Raw genomic sequence first — 22,517 nt, 5'->3', positions numbered from 1 at the left:
GAAAACAGTCCCCTCTCCACAGGAATATCTCCCCAGGAGATGCAAGAGACTTTCGAACTGACCACGGCCCAGCAGGGCATGTGGTACGGGCAGCTCGTCGACCCGGACAGCCCGAAATGCAATATCGGAGAATGCTTCGAGATCCGTGGTGACCTCGACGAGAGGTTATTGGCGGCCGCCCTCGACCGGGCCGTCGCCCTGTGTGACAGCCTCAACCTGGAGATCGTCACCCGGGACGGAACGGTTCGCCAGCGGGTCGCCCGCCCCTCCGTGCCCCGGACCGGTCTCCTCCGCCGGGTCGACCTGTCGGGCGCGGACGATCCCGTCGCCGCCGCCGAGCGCTACATGGCCGCCGACATGGGCACCGTCGACCGGCTCGACGCACCGCACCACCACTACGCGCTGCTGCGTCTCGCCCCCCGGCTGCACTACTGGTACCTCCGCTTCCACCACCTCGCGATCGACGGTCTCGGCGGCGCCCTCTTCACCCGTACCGTCGCCGATCTGTACACCCGCGCCGTGCGGGGCGAGGACCTGGACGCGGTCGAGCTGCCCGCCGCGCCGCTGCGCGACCTCGTGGCCGGTGAGGTGGCCTACCGGGCATCGGACCAGTACGACGCGGACCGCGCGTACTGGACCGGCAAGTTCGCCGACGTCGGAGGCGAACCGGCCGGTCGGGACGGGCACGGCGGGCGCGACGGACGGGACGGGCGCGACGGTACGGCGCTGATCCGCCGCCGCACCGACACTCCGGCGCCCGACGAGCTCTCCGGCACTCCCGGCGGTCTGCACACCGGCGAGACGCTGCCCTTCGCCGTCTTCGACGACCTGCGCCAGCTGGCCGCCGCCCACCGCACCACCTGGTCCGCGGTGTTCGTGAGCGCGATCGCCGCCTACGTCGCCCGGGTCACCGGGAACCAGGACGTCACCGTCGGCCTCGCCTCCAACGGCCGCCACGGCGGGTTGCGGCACATCGTCGGCATGACATCCAACGTCCTGCCGCTGCGCCTGACCGTCACCGGTGACATGACCGTCGGCGCCCTCGTGCGCAGCGTCGCCGCCGAGATGCGCGGCGCCCTGCGCCACCGCCGCTTCTCCCGCGAACAGCTCGCCCGTGAACTGAGGATGACGGACGCCGCCGCGCGGCTGAGCGACATCGTCGTCAACATCATGGGCTACAACTACGACCTCGACCTCGCCGGCACCCCCGCCCCCTCCCGGCTGCTGTCCCTCGGCCCGGTGGACGACCTGTCCCTCTTCGTCTCCGAACGGGCCGAGGGCGAGGACCCGTTGCTCGGCTTCGACACCAACCCCGAGCTGTACCGGCCGGAGGACGTGCGGCTGCACCAGAAGGCCGTGGTCTCCTTCCTGTCGGCGCTGGCCGGCGCGGACGCCGACCTCCTCCTCCGCGACCTGCCGTTCCTCGACGCGACCGGCGCCGGGGCGCTGCTCGCCCGGGGCCGGGGTGCCGAACTGCCCGCGGAGACCGCCGGACCGACCCTGCCGGAGGCGTTCCGCGCGCAGGTACGGCGGACGCCGGACGCCCCCGCGGTGGTGGACGGCGCCGTCACACGCACCTACCGGGAGCTGGCCGCATCCGCCGACGAACTGTCAGAAGTCCTGCACGGCTGGGGTGTCGGGGCCGAGGACGGCATCGGTGTCCTGGTGGGACGTTCGGCGGCCCGGGTGTCCGCCACGCTGGGCGTGGTCGGCGCGGGCGCCGCGTACGTACCGATGGACGCGGACTGGCCCGTCGAGCGGCTCGACCGGGTCGCCGGAGTCGCCCGTGTCCGTGCCCTGGTGGTGGACGCGGCCCACGCCGACCGGCCGTGGGTACGGGAGACGGCGGCCACCCTGCCGGTGATCGTCCTCGACGCGCACGGCGGCGTCCTGCGCGGGGCTCCCCCGCGGCGGGGAGCGGCGCCGGCCGTGACGCGCGGCGGCCGGCTCGCCTACGTCATGTTCACCTCCGGGTCCACCGGCCAGCCCAAGGGCGTCGCCGTCACCCACGCCGACGTCCTCGCGCTGACCGCCGACACCACCTGGCAGGACGGGGTGTCCGACGCGGTGCTGATGCACTCCGCCTACGTCTTCGACGCCTCCACGTTCGAGATCTGGGTACCGCTCCTGAACGGCGGCCGCGTGGTGGTCGCACCGCCGGGCGTCCTGGAGGCCCGGGTCCTCGCCGAGCTGGTGGACCGGCACGGGGTGACCGCGCTGTTCCTGACGACCGCCCTGTTCAACGTCGTTGCCGAGACCGACCCGGCCGCGTTCGCCGGGCTGCGCCTGGTCGCCGCCGGGGGCGAGGCGGCAGCCCCCGACGTGATGCGGCGCGTGGCCGCCGCCGCGCCCGGCACCCGCGTGCTGCACGTGTACGGCCCCACCGAGACCACGACCTTCGCCACCCGCCACCCGGTCGACGCCGGTACGGCGGGCGTGCCGCCCATCGGCGGGCCCCTCGACGGGATGCGCCTGTACGTACTCGACGGCTCGCTCGGCCTGGTGCCGCCCGGTGTCGTCGGGGAGCTGTACGTGAGCGGCCGGGGCGTCGCCCGTGGGTACCAGGGCTGCCCCGGGCTGACCGCCACCCGGTTCGTCGCCGACCCGTACGACGGGTCCGGCGGGCGCATGTACCGTACCGGCGACCTCGTGCGCTGGACCGGGAGCGGCACCGTCGAGTACGTCGGACGCGCGGACGGGCAGGTCAAACTCCGCGGATTCCGGATCGAGCCGGGCGAGGTCGAGAACGCCTTGGCCGCCGACCCGGAGGTGCGCGCCGCGTGCGTCCTGGTCCGCGAGGACCTGCCCGGCGACCGCAGGCTCGTCGCGTACGTCGTGCCCGCCCCCGGCGCCCTGCTGGACGAGGCCGCCCTGGCCGGAAGACTGGGGCGCACCCTGCCCGCGTACATGGTGCCCTCCGCGTTCGTCCCGCTCGACGCGCTGCCCCTCAACGCCAACGGCAAGGTCGACCGCCGCGCGCTGCCCGTGCCCCGCGCCGCCGTCACCACGGGCGGTGTGCCGCGCACGGCCTACGAAGAGGTCCTGGCCGGGCTGTTCGCCGACGTCCTGGGCATGGCCGCCGTCGGCGTGGACGACAACTTCTTCTCCCTGGGCGGCCATTCGCTGCTCGCCACCCGTCTCATCGGCAGGACCCGGGCCGCCCTGGGCGCCGAACTCGACCTCCGTACCCTCTTCGACCACCCCACGGTCGCCTCTCTCGCCGCCGTCCTCGACACCTCCGGGGTGGGCCGGCCGGCCCTCGTCCCGCAGGACCGGCCCGACACCGTGCCGCTGTCCTTCGCGCAGCAGCGATTGTGGTTCCTCAACCGGCTCGAAGGCCCCAGCGCCACCTACAACGTGCCGCTCGTCCTGGAACTCGAAGGGCCGCTGGACCCCGACTCCCTGCGCGGCGCACTGGCCGACGTGGTCGTACGGCACGAGAGCCTGCGCACCGTCTTCGCCGAGGACGACGGGGTCGCCCGTCAGGAGATCCTGGACGCGGACGCCGCCGCGTCGCTCGTCCCCCTCGTCGTGGAGACGCCCCCGCCGGGGGAGCCCGCGGACGCCTGGGCCGTGGAAACGGTGGACCGGCTGACCGCCGTGCCCTTCGACCTGGCCGGGGACCTCGCCGTCCGCGCCCATCTGCTCCGCCTGGACCCCGCCCGTCACATCCTGGTCCTCGTCCTCCACCACGTCGTCGCCGACGGCTGGTCCCTCGCCCCGCTGAGCCGTGACCTGGGCGCCGCCTATCGCGCCAGGACCGAGGGGGCGGGCGACACCGCGTCCGCTCGGCCGGCGCCGCGTGTGCAGTACGCCGACTACGCCCTCTGGCAGCGCCGGCTGCTCGGCGACGACAGCGACCCGGACAGCCTGGCCGCCCGTCAGCTCGCCTACTGGCAGGACGCGCTGCGCGGCGCCCCCGACCTGCTCGACCTGCCGCTGGACCGGCCGCGCCCCGCCGTACCCAGCCACCGGGGCGACACCGTCCCCTTCGCGCTGCCCGCCTCCGCGCACGCCGCGCTCACCCGGCTCGCCCGCGCCGCCGCCTGCACCCCCTTCATGGTGCTCCAGGCGGCCCTCGCCGTGACCCTGCGCGCCCACGGCGCCGGTGACGACATCCCGCTGGGCACCGCCGTCGCCGGACGCACGGACGAGGCCCTGGACGATCTGGTCGGGTTCTTCGTCAACACCCTCGTCCTGCGCACGGATCTGTCCGGCGACCCGACCTTCCGTGAACTGCTGGACCGGGTCAAGGAGTTCGACATCGCGGCCTTCAGCCACGGTGACGTGCCCTTCGAACGGCTGGTGGAGGCCGTCAACCCCGAGCGGTCCGGGGACCACCACCCGCTGTTCCAGACCATGCTGGTCCTCCAGAGCCAGGAACGGGCGGGGCTCGACCTGCCCGGCGTCACCGTCCACGACCGGTCGCGGCACACCGGGATCAGCAAGTTCGACCTCACGTTCTCGCTCACCGAGGTCACCGAGGTCACCGAGATCACGGAACAGGCGGACTCTGCCGCACCCACCACGCCCACGACAGCGGGCCCGACCGGCCTCGCCGGTTACCTCGAGTACGCCACCGACCTCTTCGACGCCCCCACCGCCCGCGCCCTCAGCGCCCGCTTCGCCCACGTCCTCACCCAGGCCGTGACCGCCCCCGACCGCCCCGTCGCCGACCTCGACCCGCTGGTACCGGGCGAGCGGGACGTCCTCCTCGGCCGGGGACGCGGTACGGAGCGGCCGCCGCCCACCCGTACCGCCCCCGAAGCGGTCCGCGCCTGGGCCGTCCGTACCCCCCACGCGGTCGCCGTGCGCGACGCGCGCGGGAGCCTCACCTACGCCGAACTCGACGCCCGCGCCGACGCCGTCGCCCACGTCCTGCGCCAGCGCGGCGCGGGCCGTGAGGACCTGGTGGCCCTCGCGATGCCCTCCTCCGCCGACACGCTCGTCGCCATGCTGGCCGTCCTGCGGGCGGGCGCCGCCTATCTGCCCGTGGACCCGCGGTATCCGGCCGCGCGCATCCGGCACATGCTGGACGACGCCCGGCCCGTTCTGCTGCTCACCACCACCGACGTGCAAGCGGGCCTGCCCGCCCACGACGTGCCGTGGCTCGCCCTCGACGACCCCGCCGCCCTGCCCACGGATCCCCCCGTGCCCGCTTCGGACACCCCCCACCCGGCGGACCCCGCGTACGTCATCCACACCTCCGGCTCCACCGGCCGCCCCAAGGGCGTGGTCGTGACGCACGGCGCCCTGGCCAATCACATGGGGTGGATTGCGCGGTATCTCGCCCTCACCCCGGACGACCGGGTCCTCGCCCGTACGTCCACCAGTTTCGACGCCTCCGTGTGGGAGCTGTGGCTCCCGCTGATGAACGGCGCCGAGGTCTGCGTCCTGCCGGACGACGCCAACCGGGACCCGCACGCCCTGGTCTCCTGGATGAGCCGGTTCGACGTCACCGTCGCCCAGTTCGTGCCCGCGCACCTGGCCCTCGTCCTCGCCGAAGCGGCGCACGCCGCGCCCCTGCCCCACCTGCGCGCCGTCCTGTGCGGCGGCGAACCGCTGCCGCGCGCCCTCGCCGCCGACATCACCGGACTGTGGCGGGCCGAGGCGCACAACCTGTACGGGCCGACCGAGGCGACCATCGACGCGACCGCCCACCGGGCCGGCGGTCCGGACTCCGGGGGACCGGACTCCAGCGGTCCGGACTCCAGCGGCCCGGGCAGCGGGACCCCGGACTCCGGCGGACTCGCGGATCCCGGCGCGCCGTCCGAGACCGTGTCCCTCGGCCGCCCCGTCGACACCATGCGCGCCTATGTCCTCGACGGCCGGCTGCGGCCCGTACCGCCGGGCGTCACCGGGGAGTTGTACCTGTCGGGCCCCAACCTCGCCCGAGGGTACCTGCGCCGCCCGGGGCTGACCGCAGAACGGTTCGTCGCCGACCCGTTCGCCGCCGCCGGCGCCCGCATGTACCGGACGGGCGATCTCGTACGGTGGAACGGGCGGGGCCTGCTCGACTACGTGTCCCGCGCCGACGACCAGGTCAAACTGCGGGGTTTCCGCATCGAGTTGGGCGAGGTCGAGGCCGCGCTCCTGGCGCGCCCCGGCGTCACCGCCGCCTGCGCCGTGATCCGCGAGGACGAACCCGGCCGCCGCCTCCTCGTCGCGTACGCCGTCACCGGCGACCCGGCCCCGCGCCCCGCCGCCCTCCGTGACGACCTCGCCGAGACGCTGCCGCACTACATGGTGCCCGGCGCCGTCGTCGTCCTGGACGACCTCCCGCTCCTGCCCAACGGCAAGGTGGACCGGCGCGCCCTGCCCGCGCCCGGCCCCGGCCCCGACACCTCCGACGGCGCGGGGCGGCGCACGCTCCAGGAGGACCTGCTCGCCGGGATCTTCGCCGATGTCCTGCACGTGCCCTCGGTGGGCCCGCACGACAGCTTCTTCGACCTCGGGGGCCACTCGCTGCTCGCCATGCGGGTCGTCAGCCGCGTCCGTGCCGTCCTGGGCGCCGAGGTCGCCGTACGCACCCTCTTCGAGCACCCGACCGTCGCGGGCCTGGCCCGCGTCCTCGGCACACCGGGCCCGGCCCGCCCGCCGGTGGTGCCCGCCGCGTCGCGGCCCGATCCGCTGCCCCTGTCCTTCGCGCAACAGCGGTTGTGGTTCCTCAACCGGCTCGAAGGCCCCAGCTCCGCGTACAACATCCCGCTCGTCCTGGAGCTCGGCGGCCGGCTCGACCCGGACGCCCTGCGCGCGGCTCTCGCCGATGTCGTGGAGCGGCACGAGGCGCTGCGCACGCTGTTCCCCGAACGGGACGGCGTACCGCACCAGTTGATCCTCCCCGCCGGCACCGCCACGCCCGCCCTGCCGGTCGTGAGCACGGCGCCCACCGACCTGGAGGCGGCCGTCCTGGCCGCCGTGCGCGAGCCGTTCGACGTGGTCACGGACCTGCCGCTGCGCGCCCTGCTCCTGCGCTCGTCACCCGCCCACCACGTCCTCGTGCTCGTCCTGCACCACATCGCGGGCGACGGCTGGTCGCTCGCGCCGCTCGCCCGTCATCTCGGCGACGCGTACCGGGCCCGTCTCGCGGGCCGGGCACCGGAGCCGGCGGCCGGAACCCCGCTCCAGTACGCCGACTACACGCTCTGGCAACGCGCCGCGCTGGGCGACGGCGACGGCGACGACAAAGATCGCGATGGCCAGGACACCCCCCCGAGCGTGCTGCGGCACCAACTCGACCACTGGCACACGGCCCTCGCCGGTCTGCCCGGCCTGATCGACCTGCCGCTGGACCGGCCGCGCCCGGTCACCGCCGACCCGAGAGGGGCCGTCCACACCTTCGACGTACCGCCGTCCCTGCACGCCCAACTCCTGCTCCTGGCAAGGGAATCCGGCAGCAGCCTCTTCATGGTGCTCCAGGCGGCGGTCGCGACCCTGCTGCACCGCCACGGCGCGGGGAACGACATCCCGCTCGGCTCGCCCGTCGCCGGGCGTACGGACGAGGCGCTGGAGGACCTGGTCGGGTTCTTCGTCAACACGCTCGTCCTGCGCACGGACCTGTCCGGCACCCCGACCTTCCGCGAACTCCTCGTGCGGGTGCGGGAGTTCGACCTCGCGGCCTACGGGCACCAGGACGTCCCGTTCGAGCGTCTCGTGGAGAGTCTCAACCCGGTCCGGGCGCGCGACCACCACCCGCTGTTCCAGACCATGCTGGTGCTCCAGAACCAGGAGGCCGTCCGCCCCGACCTGCCGGGGCTCACCGTCGAGGACCGGCTCGTCCACAACGGCCTCAGCAAGTTCGACCTCACCTTCGCCTTCACCGAGGAGCCGGGCGGGGGCGGCCTCACCGCCGGGATCGAGTACGCGACCGCTCTCTTCGACCGGACCACCGTGGAGGCCCTCGCGGCCCGCCTGGTCGGCCTCCTGGAGCAGGTGGCGGCCGACCCCGGGCGGCCCGTGGCGGGCTACGACCTGATGACACCGGACGAACACACCCGGGTGGCGCGCTGGGGCACCGGCCGCGGCCTGCCCGCCGCCGCGCCGGACACCCCGGAGAGCCCGGACGCGGCCACCCTGCCCGCCCTCTTCGCGGCCCAGGCGGCCCGCACCCCGGACGCCGTGGCCGTCACCGGCGAGGACACCACCCTCACGTACGCCGCACTCGACCGGATCTCCGCCGACCTCGCCCGCACCCTGGCGGGCCTCGGTGTCGGACCCGAGGACGGGGTCGGGGTGGTGCTCGGCCGCTCGGCCGCCGTGGTGTCGGCGTCGCTCGGCGCGGTCCGGGCGGCCGGCGCGTACGTCCCGCTCGACGCCCGCTGGCCCGAGGAGCGGCTCGACCAGGTCGCCGAGGTGGCGGACGTACGGGTCCTGGTCGTCGGCGAGGACACCGCCGCCGCCCCCTGGGTGACCGCAAAGGCCCGCCACGTACCGGTGGTTGTGGTGGACCGGCTCGGCCGCGTCCTGCGGGGCGCGCCCGAACGGCCGGGCCGCCCGGCCGGCGTGCCCGGCCCCGGCGCCCTCGCGTACGTGATGTTCACCTCCGGCTCCACCGGCCTGCCCAAGGGCGTCGGCGTCACCCACGCCGACGTGGTCGCGCTCACGGCCGACTCCGCCTGGCGGGACGGCGCCACCGACGCGGTCCTGATGCACTCGGCGTACGTCTTCGACGCCTCCACGTTCGAGATCTGGGCCCCCCTCCTGCACGGCGGCCGGGTGGTCGTCGCACCGGACGGCGTCCTGGAGGCGCGCACCCTCGACGTCGCCGTCCACGAGCACGGCGTGACCGCCGTGTTCCTGACGACGGCCCTGTTCAACGTGATCGCCGAGACCGACCCCGGCGCCTTCGCCGGGCTGCGACTCGTCTGCGCCGGTGGGGAGTTGGCCTCCCCGGACGCGATGCAGCGCGTCGCCGCCACCGCGCCCGGCGCACGGATCCTCCATGTGTACGGGCCCACCGAGACCACCACCTTCGCCACGCGCTACGAGGTGGCGGCCGCCCTGCCGTCGGGCCCGCCGCCCATCGGGCGCCCCCTGGACGGCATGCGCCTGTACGTCCTGGACACGTCCCTGGGACCCGTACCGCCCGGCGTGGTGGGGGAGTTGTACCTCGCAGGCCGGGGCGTCGCCCGCGGGTACACCGGGCTGCCCGCCCTGACCGCCGCGCGTTTTGTCGCCGACCCGTTCGACCCGGCGGGCGGGCGCATGTACCGCACCGGCGACCTGGTCCGCTGGACCCGCGACGGGCAGATCGCGTACGTCACCCGCGCCGACGGTCAGGTGAAGCTGCGCGGCTACCGCATCGAACTCGGCGAGATCGAGGGCGTACTGGCCTCCTGCGAAGGGGTCGCCGACTCGTTCGCCGTCGTCCGCGAGGACACCCCGGGAGACCGGCGCCTCGTCGCGTACGTCGTGCCCACCGCCGGGGCGAGCCCCGAACCCGGCGAACTGGCCCTGGCCGTCGGCCGGTCCCTGCCCGCCTACATGGTGCCCGCCGCGTTCGTCCTGCTCGACGCGCTGCCGCTGACCGTCAACGGCAAGGTCGACCGGCGCGCCCTCCCGGCGCCCGCCCACCGCGCCCCGGTCCGCGGGCGCGCGGCCCGTACCGCCCGCGAGGAGATCGTGTGCGGGCTCTTCGCCGACGTGCTCGGCCTCGACGGGGCGGGGGTGGACGACAACTTCTTCGCCCTGGGCGGCCATTCGCTGCTCGCCACCCGTCTCACCGCCCGCATCCGCACCGTGCTGGGGGTGGAGGTCCAGGTCAAGACCCTCTTCGAGCACCCCACCCCGGCCGCGCTCGCCGCCGCGCTGGACGGCGCCGAGAAGGCCAGGAGCCGCCTGGAGCGGGTTCCCGACCGCCCCGATCCGCTGCCGCTGTCCTTCGCCCAGCAACGCCTCTGGTTCCTCAACCGGTTCGAGGGGCCGAGCGCCACGTACAACGTGCCGCTCGTGCTGCGCCTGGACGGTCCTCTCGACGCGGACGCCCTGGAGAGCGCCCTCGTGGACGTCGTGGAGCGGCACGAGAGCCTTCGTACCGTCTTCCCCGACACCGACGGCGTGGCGCGCCAGCTCGTCCTGGACGCCGATGACGCCGACATCGACCTGACGCCTCGTCACCTCGACCCCGAGCCTGACCGCGACCTTGACCCTGACCGTGACCCTGACTCCGGCACCCACACCGATCCCGTCCGCCTGGACGAGGTGCTGTCCGCCGAGGTCGCGCACGCCTTCGACGTGAGCGCCGAACTCCCCGTACGGGCCCGGCTGGTACGGCTCGGCGCCGAGGCGCACGTCCTCGTGCTGCTCGTCCACCACATCGCGGGCGACGGCTGGTCCCTCGCCCCGCTCGCCCGCGACCTGGGCACGGCCTACCGGGCGCGCACCGAGGGCGAGGAGCCCGGCTGGACCGCACTGGGCGTCCAGTACGCCGACTACGCCCTGTGGCAGCGCGCGCTGCTCGGCGACGAGGACGACCCGGCCAGCCCGGCCGCCCGCCAGCTGGACTTCTGGCGCACGGCCCTCGCCGGCGCCCCGGACCTGCTCGAACTGCCCTGCGACCACCCGAGACCCGCCGTGACGGCGTACGGCGGCGACGCCTTCGCCTTCCCGGTCGGCGCGGACACCCACCGGGCGCTCGCCGACCTCGCCCGGGCCCGGGGATGCAGCCTCTTCATGGTGCTCCAGGCGGCCCTGTCGGTGCTCCTGTCCCGGCACGGCGCCGGTGACGACATCCCGCTCGGCACCGCCGTCGCGGGACGCACCGACGAAGCCCTGGACGATCTGGTGGGCTTCTTCGTCAACACCCTGGTCCTGCGCACCGACCTCACCGGGGACCCCACCTTCGCCGACGTGCTGGACCGGGTACGGGAGTTCGACCTGGCCGCCTACGCCCACCAGGACGTGCCCTTCGAACGGCTGGTGGACTCCCTCAGCCCGGTCAGGGCCCAGAACCACCACCCGCTCTTCCAGACCATGCTCGTCCTCCAGAACCAGGCGGACGCCACCGTCGACCTGCCGGGTCTCACGGTGACGGAGCAGCCCGTGCGGACCGGCATCAGCAAGTTCGACCTGACCTTCACCTTCGCCGAGAGACACGACGGCACGGGCCGGCCCGCCGGCCTCGACGGCGGCCTGGAGTTCTCCACCGAACTCTTCACCCCCGCCACCGCCCACACCCTGGCGGCCCGGCTCACCCGCCTGCTCGCCGTGCTCGCCGCCGATCCTGGCCTGCGCGTCCACACCGTCGACGCCCTGGACGCCACCGAGCGGCGGAGCGTCGAACAGGCCGCCCACGGACCCATCCGGCCCGGGGAGGCGACCACCGCGCCCGAGGCGTTCCGCGCCCAGTGCGCCAGAACGCCCGACGCGATCGCCGTACGGGACGGCGCGTACCGTCTCACCTTCCGCGAACTCGACCAGCTCTCCGACGACTTGGCGCACCACCTGCACGACCGGGGCATCGGCCGTGACGACCTCGTCGCGCTCGCCCTGGAAGGCACCGCCGACCACGTCGTGGCGATGCTGGCGGTCACCAAGGCCGGGGCCGCCTACCTGCCGGTCGACCTGGAGTACCCGGCGGCCCGGATCGCCCACATGCTCGCCGACGCCCGCCCCGCGCTGCTCCTGACCCACGGCGCCGACCGCGCCGCCCGCCACGGCCTGTCCCTGCCCAGCCTGGCCCTCGACGACCGCGCCGCCTGGTCCACCGGGCGCGCCGCGCCGCCCGCCGCCGCGCCGGACCCGCGCGACGCGGCGTACGTCATCTACACCTCGGGCTCCACCGGCCGCCCCAAGGGCGTCGTCGTCACCCACGCCTCCCTGACCAACCACATGGCCTGGATGGCGGGACACCTCGGCCTCACCGACGACGACCGGGTCCTCGCCCGCACCTCGCCGAGCTTCGACGCCTCGGTGTGGGAGACCTGGCTGCCGCTCCTGCACGGCGGCTCCACCTGCCCCGTGCCGCCGGCCGCCAACCGCGACCCCGCCGGACTGCTGGCCCGGATGCGGGACACGGGTGTGACCGTCGCGCAGTTCGTCCCCTCGCACCTCTCGCTCGTCCTCACCGAGACCGGTCCCGACGACGCGCCCGCGACCCTGCGGGCCGTCCTGTGCGGCGGCGAACCGCTGTCCCGCTCCCTGGCGGAGCGGGTCGGACGGGCCTGGCGGGCCGAGGTGCACAACCTGTACGGGCCCACCGAGACGACCATCGACGCCACCGCCCACCACCACCGGGGCGGGGAGAAGGACACGTCCGCGCGGGACGGGGGCGTACCGCTCGGCCGGCCCGTCGACAACACCCGCGCCCATGTCCTGGACGCCGGTCTGCGGCCGGTGCCGCCGGGCGTCACCGGCGAGCTGTACGTGGCGGGCGACGGTCTCGCGCGCGGCTACCTGGGGCGCCCCGGCCTGACGGCCGCCCGGTTCGTCGCCGATCCGTACGGTCCCGCCGGAAGCCGCATGTACCGTACGGGCGACCTCGTCCGGCGGGACGCCGACGGACTGCTCACGTACGTGTCCCGCGCCGACGACCAGGTCAAGCTGCACGGCTTCCGCATCGAACTCGGCGAGATCGAGGCCGCTCTCACCGGGATCGACGGCATCGGCGCCGCCTGCGCCCTCGTCCGCGAGGACCGGCCGGGCGAGCGGCGTCTGGTCGCCTACACCGTTCCCGGCACCGGGACCGGCAACGTACCCCTGACCGACGGGGAGTTGCGCGCACGGCTGGCCTCGGTCCTGCCGCCGTACATGGTGCCCACCGCGTTCGTCCCGCTCGACGCGCTGCCGCTGCTCCCCAACGGCAAGACCGACCGCCGGTCCCTGCCCGCCCCGGAGCGCCCGGCCGCCACCCGGCCCGGCGGAGAACCCCGTACCGCGCGGGAGCGGGTCCTCTGCGACGTGTTCGCCTCCGTCCTGCACGCCCCGGTGGTGCGCACCGACGACGACTTCTTCGCGCTCGGCGGCGACAGCATCCTCTCGATCCAGCTGGTCAGCCGTCTCCGCGAGGCCGGCCTCGGAGTCACCCCGCGCGACGTCTTCGCCCACCGCACCCCCGAAGCGATCGCGGCCTCGGCCACCGCACTCGACCAGCAGGTCGCGGCCCCCGCCGATCCCGGCACCGGCGAGCTGCCGCCGACGCCCATCATCGCCTGGCTCCTGGAGCGGCCCGGCGCCGTCGACGGCTACAACCAGTCCGGGGTGCTGCGCACCCCTGCGGGCGCCGACGAGGACTCCCTCGCCGCCACCCTCCAACTCCTCATCGACCACCACGCGATGCTGCGGCTGCGGGTCACCCGCGAGGACGGGGGCGCACCCGTCCTCGAAGCCCTGCCGCCGGACGCCGTCTCCGCCCGCGACCGCCTCACGCGCGTCGACGTCGCGGGCCTGGGCGCCGACGCCGTCCGCGCCGCCGTCACGGAGGCCGGCGAACAGGCCCGCAGACGGCTGCGGCCCGCGGACGGGAACGTGGTCCAGGCCGTCTGGGCCGACGCGGGGCCGCGGGCCCGCGGCCGCCTGCTCCTCGTCGTGCACCACCTGGCCGTCGACGCGGTCTCCTGGCGGATCCTCGCCGCCGATCTGGCCACCGCCTGGCGCGCCGTCGGCAGTGGGGTCCCCGCGGCCCTGCCCCCCGTCACCACGTCCTACCGGCGCTGGGCCCAACTCCTCACGTCCCAGGCGCGCGGCGCCGCCCGCGAGGCCGAAGTGCCCCTGTGGGAAGAGGTGGTGAGCGCCCCCGACCCCCAGCTGGGATACCGGCCGCTCGACCCCCACCTGGACACCGCCGACCGCACGCGCACCCTGACCACCCACCTGCCCGCCACCTGGACCACCCCCCTGCTCACCACCGTCCCCGCCGCCTTCCACGCCGGGGTGGACGACGTCCTGCTCACCGGCTTCGCCCTCGCCGTACGCTCCTGGCGCGCCGAACGGGCCGCCGCACGCGGCGAACACCGTCCCGCCGACACCGGCGTCCTGCTCGACCTGGAGAGCCACGGCCGCGAGCAGCTCGCCGACCACCTCGACCTGTCCCGTACGGTCGGCTGGTTCACCAGCCTCTACCCGGTCCGGCTCGACCCGGGGCCCGGCGACGCCCGCGACCCCCGGCACTTCGACACCGCCCTGGTCGAACGCGCCCTCAAACGCGTCAAGGAACAGCTGCGGACCGTCCCCGACCACGGCGTCGGCCACGGCATGCTGCGCCACCTCAACCCCGCCACCGCCCCCCGGCTGGCATGCGCGCCCGCGCCCCAGATCGGCTTCAACTACCTGGGCCGGTACGCCGGTCGGTCCGAGGAGCACGAGGACGGGGGCCCGGGAGCGGGCGCCGACTGGGACGTGGTGCTCGACGGCGGCGGACCGCGCAGCCAGGACCCGGACATGCCCGTCCACCACGTCCTCGACATCAACGCGCACACCGAGGACCTGCCGGAAGGGCCGCGCCTGGTGATCCGCTGGACCTGGCCCAGCGACCTCCTCAAGGAGGAGGACGTGGAGGCCCTGTCCGACACCTTCGGCCGCGCCCTGCGCGCCCTCGCCGAACACACCGAACGAACCGACGCGGGCGGCTACACGCCGTCCGACCTTCCCCTGGTCTCGCTCAACCAGGCCCAGATCGACCGACTTCAGAACAAGTGGGGTGGACGCAAGTGACCGGGTTCCAACTGGAAGACGTACTGCCGCTGACGCCGTTGCAGGCGGGCATGCACTTCCACGCGCTGTACGACTCCCACGCCGTGGACGTCTACACCGCGCAGTTCGTCTTCGACCTCGAAGGCACCGTCAGCGTCCCCACGCTGCGCGCCGCGATCGCCGGCCTCCTGCGGCGGCACGCCAACCTGCGGGTGGGTTTCCTCCACGAGGACCTGGACGAGCCCGTGCAGGCGGTCGCCGCCGAAGTGGCGGTGCAGCTGGCGGAGTTGGACCTGACCGGGGCGGGAGCCGCCACGGACGGGCCGGATACGGACGGCCCTGACACGGCGGAGGAACGCCTCGCCGCGTTCCTCGCCGCCGACCGCACGCGCCGCTTCGACCTCGCCACCCCGCCGCTGATGCGGTTCACCCTGGTGCACACCGGGCCGCGCCGCCACCGCCTGGTCATGACGAGCCATCACATCCTCCTCGACGGCTGGTCGGTGCCCCTGCTGGTGCGGGAGCTGTTCGAGCTGTACGCGAGCCGGGGCGACGACAGCGCCCTGCCGCGCGTCGCCCCGTACCGGACCTACCTCGCCTGGCTGGCCGCGCAGGACCGTACCGCCGCTCTCGACGCCTGGCGCACCGCCCTGGCCGGGGTCGAGGCGCCCACCCTGCTCGCCGGGCGCGGGGCGGCCGACGTGCCGAACGCCGGCGAACTGCCGGAGACCCTCGTCCTCGACCTGGACGAGGCCACCACGCTCCGGCTGCGCGAGACGGCCCGCGCCCACCGGCTCACGCTCAACACCCTGGTGCAGGGCGCCTGGGGGCTGCTGCTCACGCACCTCACGGGACGCCAGGACGTCCTGTTCGGCACCACCGTGTCCGGCCGTCCGCCGGAGATCCCGGGCATCGAGTCGATGGTCGGCCTGTTCATCAACACCGTGCCGGTACGGCTCCGCCCCGCGCCCGGCGAGACCCTGGGCGCGCTCCTGACCCGGCTCCAGGAGGAGCAGGGGCGCCTCCTCGGCAGCCAGTACGTGGGCCTCACCGAGTTACGCGGCGTCACCGGGCTCGGCGAACTCTTCGACACCCTTGCCGTGTTCGAGAACTACCCCCTGGACGCGGAGTCCCTGCGCACCGCCCAGCAAGGGCTGCCCGATCTCGCGGTCACCGGGTTCAGCGGCACCGACGCCGCGCACTACCCGCTCACCCTCACCATCGCGCCGGGCGACGCCCTGCGGATCACCTTCGGCTACCGGGCCGCCGTCCTCGACCGCGACGAGGTGGCCCGTACCGTCGCCCGCATGCGGCGCCTGCTGGCCGTGATGGCCGAAGGGCTCGACGGCCGCGCCGACACCGTCCCCGTCCTCCTGGACGGGGAGCACGACACCCTGCTCTCCCAGGGGCGCGGCGCCGAACTCACCGGCACCGACCTGGACATGAGTGTTCCCGACGCCGTCGCCCGCCACGCGGCCCGCCACCCGGACGCGGTGGCCGTGACGGGAGCCGCAGAAGAGTTGACGTACCGTCAGCTGACCGATGGTGCCGACGACATGGCCCGGACCCTCACCGGGCTCGGGATCGGAGCCGAGGACGGTGTCGGCATTCTCCTCGGCCGCTCCGCCGCCCTGGTGACCGGTTCCCTCGGGGTCCTGCGCGCGGGCGCCGCCTACGTGCCCCTCGACCCGCGCTGGCCCGTCGAACGGCTCGTCCGCGTCGCCGGAGTCGCCGCCGTACGCGCCCTGATCGTCGACGAGTCCACCCGCTCCCACCCCTGGGTGGAGCGCCTGGGCCCCGAGGTCGCGCTCGTGACCGTGGACGCCGCGGGCCGGGTCCGGCAGGGCGGCCCCGCCACCCCTGGAGCCCTCCCCGCCGTCCCGGGCGGCGCCCGCCTCGCGTACGTCATGTTCACCTCCGGCTCCACCGGCCTGCCCAAGGGCGTCGGCGTCACCCACGCCGACATCACCGCCCTCGCGGCCGAGCGGACCTGGCGGGACGGCGCGGCCGACGCCGTCCTGCTGCACTCGGCATACGTCTTCGACGCCTCCACCTTCGAGATCTGGGCCCCGCTCCTCAACGGCGGCCGGGTGGTCGTGGCCCCCGACGGCAGCCTCCAGCCCGCCGTGCTCCGCGATCTCGTCGCCCTGTACGGCGTCACCGCGGCCTTCCTGACCACGGCCCTGTTCAACGTCATCGCCGAGACCGACCCCGGCGCCCTCGGCCTGCTGCGGCTGGCCGCCGCCGGCGGCGAGGCCGCCGCGCCCGGCGTGCTCCAGCGCCTCGCCGCCGCCCACCCCGGCACCGCCGTCCTCAACGCCTACGGGCCCACCGAGACGACCACCTTCGCCACCCTGCACCGCGTCCGCCCCGACGACACCCCCGGCCGCGTGCCCCCGATCGGCCGGCCGCTCGACGGCATGCGCGGGTACGTCCTGGACGCCGCGATGCGGCTCGTACCGCCGGGCGCCGAGGGCGAGTTGTACGTCGCGGGCCCCGGAGTGGCACGCGGCTACCTGGGCCGCCCCGGCCTCACCGCCACCCGCTTCGTCGCCGACCCGTTCGCCGGCGACGGGAGCCGGATGTACCGCACCGGCGACCTCGCGCGCCGGGACGCCGACGGCACCCTGCACCACGTGGCCCGGGCCGACCAGCAGATCAAACTGCGCGGCCACCGCATCGAACCCGGCGAGATCGAGGCGGTCCTCCGCACCGACCCGTCCGTGCGCGCCGCCTGCGTCCTGGTCCGCGAGGACCTGCCCGGCGACCGCACCCTCACCGCGTACGTCGTCCCCGCCCCCGGCCACACCCCCGACCCGGACCTGCTCGCCGCGCACGTCGGCCGCCACCTGCCCGCCTACATGGTGCCCACCGCGATCCAGCCGCTCGACGCGCTGCCCCTGACCCCCAACGGCAAACTCGACCGCGCCGCCCTGCCCGCGCCCGCCCCCGCGCCCGGCGCGTCGGGCCGGCCGCCACGCGGCGCCCACGAGGAGATCCTCGCGGGACTGTTCGCCGACGTCCTCGGCGTGGACCGGGTCGGCGTGGACGACAACTTCTTCGCCCTGGGCGGCCACTCCCTGCTCGCCACCCGGCTCATCGGCCGCGTCCGCACCGCCCTGGGCACCGAGAGCGAGATCCGTACCCTCTTCCAGAATCCCACCGTCGCCACGTTCGCCACCGCCCTGGCGGACGCGGCCCGCCCGGCCCGCCCCGCCCTCGTCCCGCGCGAACGCCCCGCCGTGCTCCCGCTGTCGTACGCGCAGCAGCGCCTGTGGTTCCTCCACCGGCTCGACGGCCCGTCCGCCACGTACAACATCCCCTTCGCGATCCGCATGGACGGCCCGCTCGACACCGGCGCCCTGCGCCGGGCCCTCCACGACCTCGTCACCCGGCACGCCGCCCTGCGCACCGTCTTCCCCGGGGACGACGGCGGACCGCGCCAGCACCTCACCGCGCCCGACGACGCCCGACTGCCCCTCGCGGTCGAGACCGTGGACGCGACCCGGCTCACCGACCGGATCAGAGCCGCCGCGACCGAACCGATCGACATCGAGCGCCACCTCCCGCTCCGGGCGACCCTGCTGCGCCTGGCCGACGACGCGCACGTCCTGGTCCTCGTGATCCACCACATCGCCGCCGACGGCTCGTCCCTCGCCCCCCTCACCCGGGACCTCGGCGCCGCCTACCGCGCCAGGACCCGCGACGGGGAACCGGACTGGACCGCGCTTCCCGTCGACTACGCCGACTACACCCTCTGGCAGCGCCGGCTGCTCGGCGACGAGAACGACCCGGACAGCCTCGTCGCCCGTCAACTCGCCCATTGGAAAGACGCGTTGCACGGGCTGCCGGAGGTGATCGACCTGCCGAGGGACCGGCCGCGCCCCGCCGTGCCCCGGCACACCGGCGCCACCCACGACTTCACCCTCGACGGTGACACCGCCCGGCGGATCGCGGACCTCGCCCGCGCCGCCGGATGCAGCGTCTTCATGGTGCTCCAGGCCGCCCTGTCCACGGTCCTCTCCCGGCACGGCGCGGGCGACGACATCCCGCTGGGCACGGTGGTCGCCGGACGCACCGACGAGGCCACCACCGATCTCGTCGGCTTCTTCGTCAACACCCTCGTGCTGCGCACGGACCTCTCGGGCGACCCGACGTTCCTCGAACTCCTCGACCGGGTCAAGGAGTTCGACCTCTCCGCGTACGCCCACCAGGACGTCCCCTTCGAGCGCCTCGTCGAACTCCTCAACCCCGCGCGCTCGCAGAACCACCATCCGCTCTTCCAGACCGTGCTCATCCTCCAGAACCACACCGCGGGCGCCCCCGTCGACCTGCCCGGCCTCACCGTCACCGGCGTACCGGTCGACCTCGGCGTCAGCAAGTTCGACCTGTCGTTCACCTTCACCGAGACGTACGACACCGGCGGTACGCCCAGCGGCATGCGGGCCACCGTCGACTACGCGACGGAACTCTTCGACCCGGCCACCGTCCGCGGCCTCGCCGAACGGCTCGTCCTGCTCCTCGGCGCCGTCACCACCGACCCCGACCGCCCGCTGCGCACGTACGACGTGCTCACCGGCGCCGAGCGCACCCGCCTCGCCGCCTGGGGGACCGGGCCCGCCGAGGACCGGCCCGCGTCGACGGTCCCCGCGCTCTTCGACCAGTGGGCCCGGCGCACTCCGGACGCCCCGGCGGTCCGCGACGCCGCCACCACCCTCACGTACGGTGAACTGAACAGCCGTGCGGACGCGTTGGCCCGCCACCTCACCGCGCGGGGCATCGGCCCCGAGGACCGGGTGGCCGTCGCCCTGCCCCGTACCCACGACCTCGTGGTGGCCCTCCTCGGCGTCCTCAAGGCCGGGGCGGCGTACGTGCCGCTCGACCCCGAATACCCCGCGCCGCGCCTCACCTACATGCTCGACGACGCCCGGCCCCGGCTGCTCCTCACCACCCCCGCCGTCCGCCGCGGTCTCCCGGACTCCTCGGTGCCCTGCCTGTACGCGGAAGACCTCGGGGACGGAACCCCGGAGGCCGTCCACCCCGACGCCCGTACGGGCCCCGCCCCCTCGCCTCTCCCGGCGCATCCCGCGTACGTCATCTACACGTCAGGCTCCACCGGCCGCCCCAAGGGCGTCGTCGTCACCCACCGGGGTGTCGGCGCCCTGGCCAGGACCCAGAGCGAACGCCTGCGCGTCGGCCCCGGCAGCCGCGTGCTGCACATGGCGTCGGTCAGCTTCGACGCCGCGTTCTGGGAGCTGTGCATGGGGCTGCTCTCCGGGGCCTGCCTGGAGATCGACGAACGCGACGCCCTGCTGCCCGGTCCCACCCTCGCCGCCCTGGTCCGTGAACGGGGCGTCACCCACCTCACCCTGCCGCCCGCCGCCCTCGCCGTGATGCCGCCCGGCTCGCTGCCCGCCGGGACCACGATGGTCCTCGCCGGTGAGGCGTGCGCGCCGGCCCTGGTGCACGCCTGGGCGGGGGACCGGTTCCTGACCAACGCGTACGGCCCCACCGAGACCACGGTCTGCGCCACCATGAGCACCTTCCAGCAGGCCGACGGGCCGGGTGCGCCCGTCCGTACCGTGCCCATCGGCATACCCGTCGACGGCACCCGCGTCCATGTCCTGGACGACCGGCTGGCGCCCGTGCCGCCCGGCGTCGTCGGCGAACTCTACGTGTCCGGCGCCGGGTTGGCCCGCGGCTACCACGGCAGGGCAGCCCTGACCGCGTCCCGCTTCGTGGCCGACCCGTACGACCCGGCGGGGGGCCGGATGTACCGCACCGGCGACCTGGTGCGCTGGACCGCCGACGGGGAACTCGTCTACGTCTCCCGCGCCGACGACCAGGTCAAGCTGCGCGGCTTCCGCATCGAACTCGGCGAGATCGAGGCCGCGCTCACCGACCTGCCCGGTGTCACCGCGGCCTGTGCGGTCGTCCGCGAGGACCGGCCGGGGGACCGGCGCCTGGTCGCGTACACGGTGGGCGGGACGGAGGCCGACCCGCGCGCCCACCTCGCCGCCACCCTGCCCGCCCACCTGGTCCCCGCCGCCTTCGTCCGGCTCGACGCCCTGCCCGTCACCCCCAACGGCAAGACCGACCGGCGCGCCCTGCCCGCGCCCGGCCCGGCGGTGACGGCCGGAGGCCGTGCCCCCCGCACCGCCCGCGAGCGCGCCCTGTGCGAGGCGTTCGCGGAGACGCTGGGCGTGCCCGCGGTCGGCGTCACGGACGACTTCTTCGCGCTCGGCGGTCACTCCCTGCTGGCCGTGACCCTGGTCCAGCGGATCGAGGAGCGGTGCGGTCACCGGGTCTCCCTGCGCGCCCTGTTCGCGGCGCCCACGCCCGAGGGCGTCGACCGCCTTGTGGGGCGTACGGCGGACGACGAGCGGGACGACCCCTCTGCCGGTCCCGACCTCACCGCCGAGGTGCGCCTGGCCCCGGACATCACGGGCGCGGGCCGGGACGGTCTCCTCGCGGCCCGCGTACGGCTCTCCGGCCCCACCGCCCGGCCCCTGCTCACCGGCGCCTCGGGCTTCCTCGGCGCGTTCCTCCTGCGCGACCTCGTCGAGACCACCGACGGCCCGGTCGACTGCCTCGTACGGGCCAAGGACGAGCGGGAGGCGGGGGACCGGCTGCGGGCCAACCTGGAGCGGTACGGCCTCTGGCGGCCCCGGTACGAGGCCCTGATCCGCCCCCTCCCCGGCGACCTCGCCGCCCCCGGCCTCGGCCTGCCGCCGGGGGACCGGGCCGCCCTCGTCCGCCGCCTCGGCCCCGTCCTGCACAACGGCGCACGCGTCAACTTCGCCGCGCCGTACGGTGATCTGCGCGCCCCCAACGTCGGCGGCACCGAGGAACTGCTGCGCCTGCTCGCCGACTCCGCCTCACCCGGGATGCACTACATCTCGACCACCAGCGTCTACGCGCCGGCGCCCGGTCCCGATCCCGTCACCATCACGGAGTCGACCCCGACGGGCCCCGCGTCCTCGCTGCCCGACGGGTACGCGCGCAGCAAGTGGGTCGCGGAGGGGCTGGTCGGCCTGGCCCGTGAACGCGGCCTGCCGGTGACCGTCTACCGCCCCGGCCGGATCAGCGGCGACACCACCACCGGCGCCTGCCAGGACCGTGACCTGCTGTGGCAGCTCATCAAGGGCTGCCTCCAGGCCGGAGCCGTACCGGACCTGCCGTACGGGTCGACCGACTGGGTCCCCGTCGACCACGTCAGCGCGGCGGTGGTGGCGCTCTCCACGGCGGGCCAGACGGGAGCGGAGACGTACCACCTCACCAACCCGGACGCACCGGGCCTGGACCGCGTCTTCGAGGCCGCCGCCCGCCTCGGCCACGACCTGCGAACGGTCCCCGCCCCGGAGTGGGAGTCCCTGGTGGCGGCCCAACCGGACAACGCGGCCCAGCTCTTCCTCGGCGAAGAGACCGGCCCCCGCCCCGAGCCGGGCGACCACCGCCGCTTCGACTCGGGCCAGACGACGAAGGCGGCGGCGGCCCTGGGCGCCCACCAACCCCCCCTGACGGACGAGGTCGTCACCCGCTACCTGACCTACTTCCACAAGACGGGCTTCCTGCCCGCTCCGTAGGCCCGGGGGCCGAGCCGCCGCCCCGGGCGGCGGCTCGGCCACCCGGCCCGTGCGGAAGGCGGCGGGACGGGGCGGCTCCGGCCGGACCATTTCTTTTCGGTCACCCGAATCCTCCGCAGCCATCCGTACGGGCCCCTTCCCTTCCCCCCCGACTCCGCGCGTGTCCCGCGCGGAGTCGCGTACGGTGAGGTCGGCCGCTCCCGCTCCGGCGATCCGGCCCCGGTCCCCGGCCGGTGAGATCCGGCTCGGCGATCGCCGCACCGCGCACCACATCGAGACCTCCGCCGGTGTCCGGCGCGCACC

At 75.0% G+C, this 22,517-nt stretch carries 2 protein-coding genes; both read left to right on the top strand.

Features of this window, described 5'->3' with window-relative positions; translation table 11 throughout:
- Positions 1 to 39 precede the first annotated feature (39 nt).
- A complete protein-coding gene (locus ACIODU_RS31440; protein ID WP_401772095.1) occupies positions 40 to 14,649 on the top strand; it encodes an amino acid adenylation domain-containing protein in 14,610 nt (4,869 codons plus the stop codon).
- Positions 14,646 to 22,214 carry an amino acid adenylation domain-containing protein gene (locus ACIODU_RS31435; RefSeq protein WP_401772092.1) on the top strand — a complete coding sequence of 2,523 codons (7,569 nt, stop codon included), beginning with the start codon at positions 14,646 to 14,648 and terminating at the stop codon, positions 22,212 to 22,214. The genes ACIODU_RS31440 and ACIODU_RS31435 overlap by 4 nt, the downstream gene beginning before the upstream one ends.
- Positions 22,215 to 22,517 lie beyond the last annotated feature (303 nt).

It is taken from the genome of Streptomyces sp. NPDC088261 (assembly GCF_044740805.1).
In the GTDB taxonomy this organism is placed as follows: Bacteria; Actinomycetota; Actinomycetes; order Streptomycetales; family Streptomycetaceae; genus Streptomyces.
This window is presented reverse-complemented; position numbering and strand designations above follow the sequence as displayed.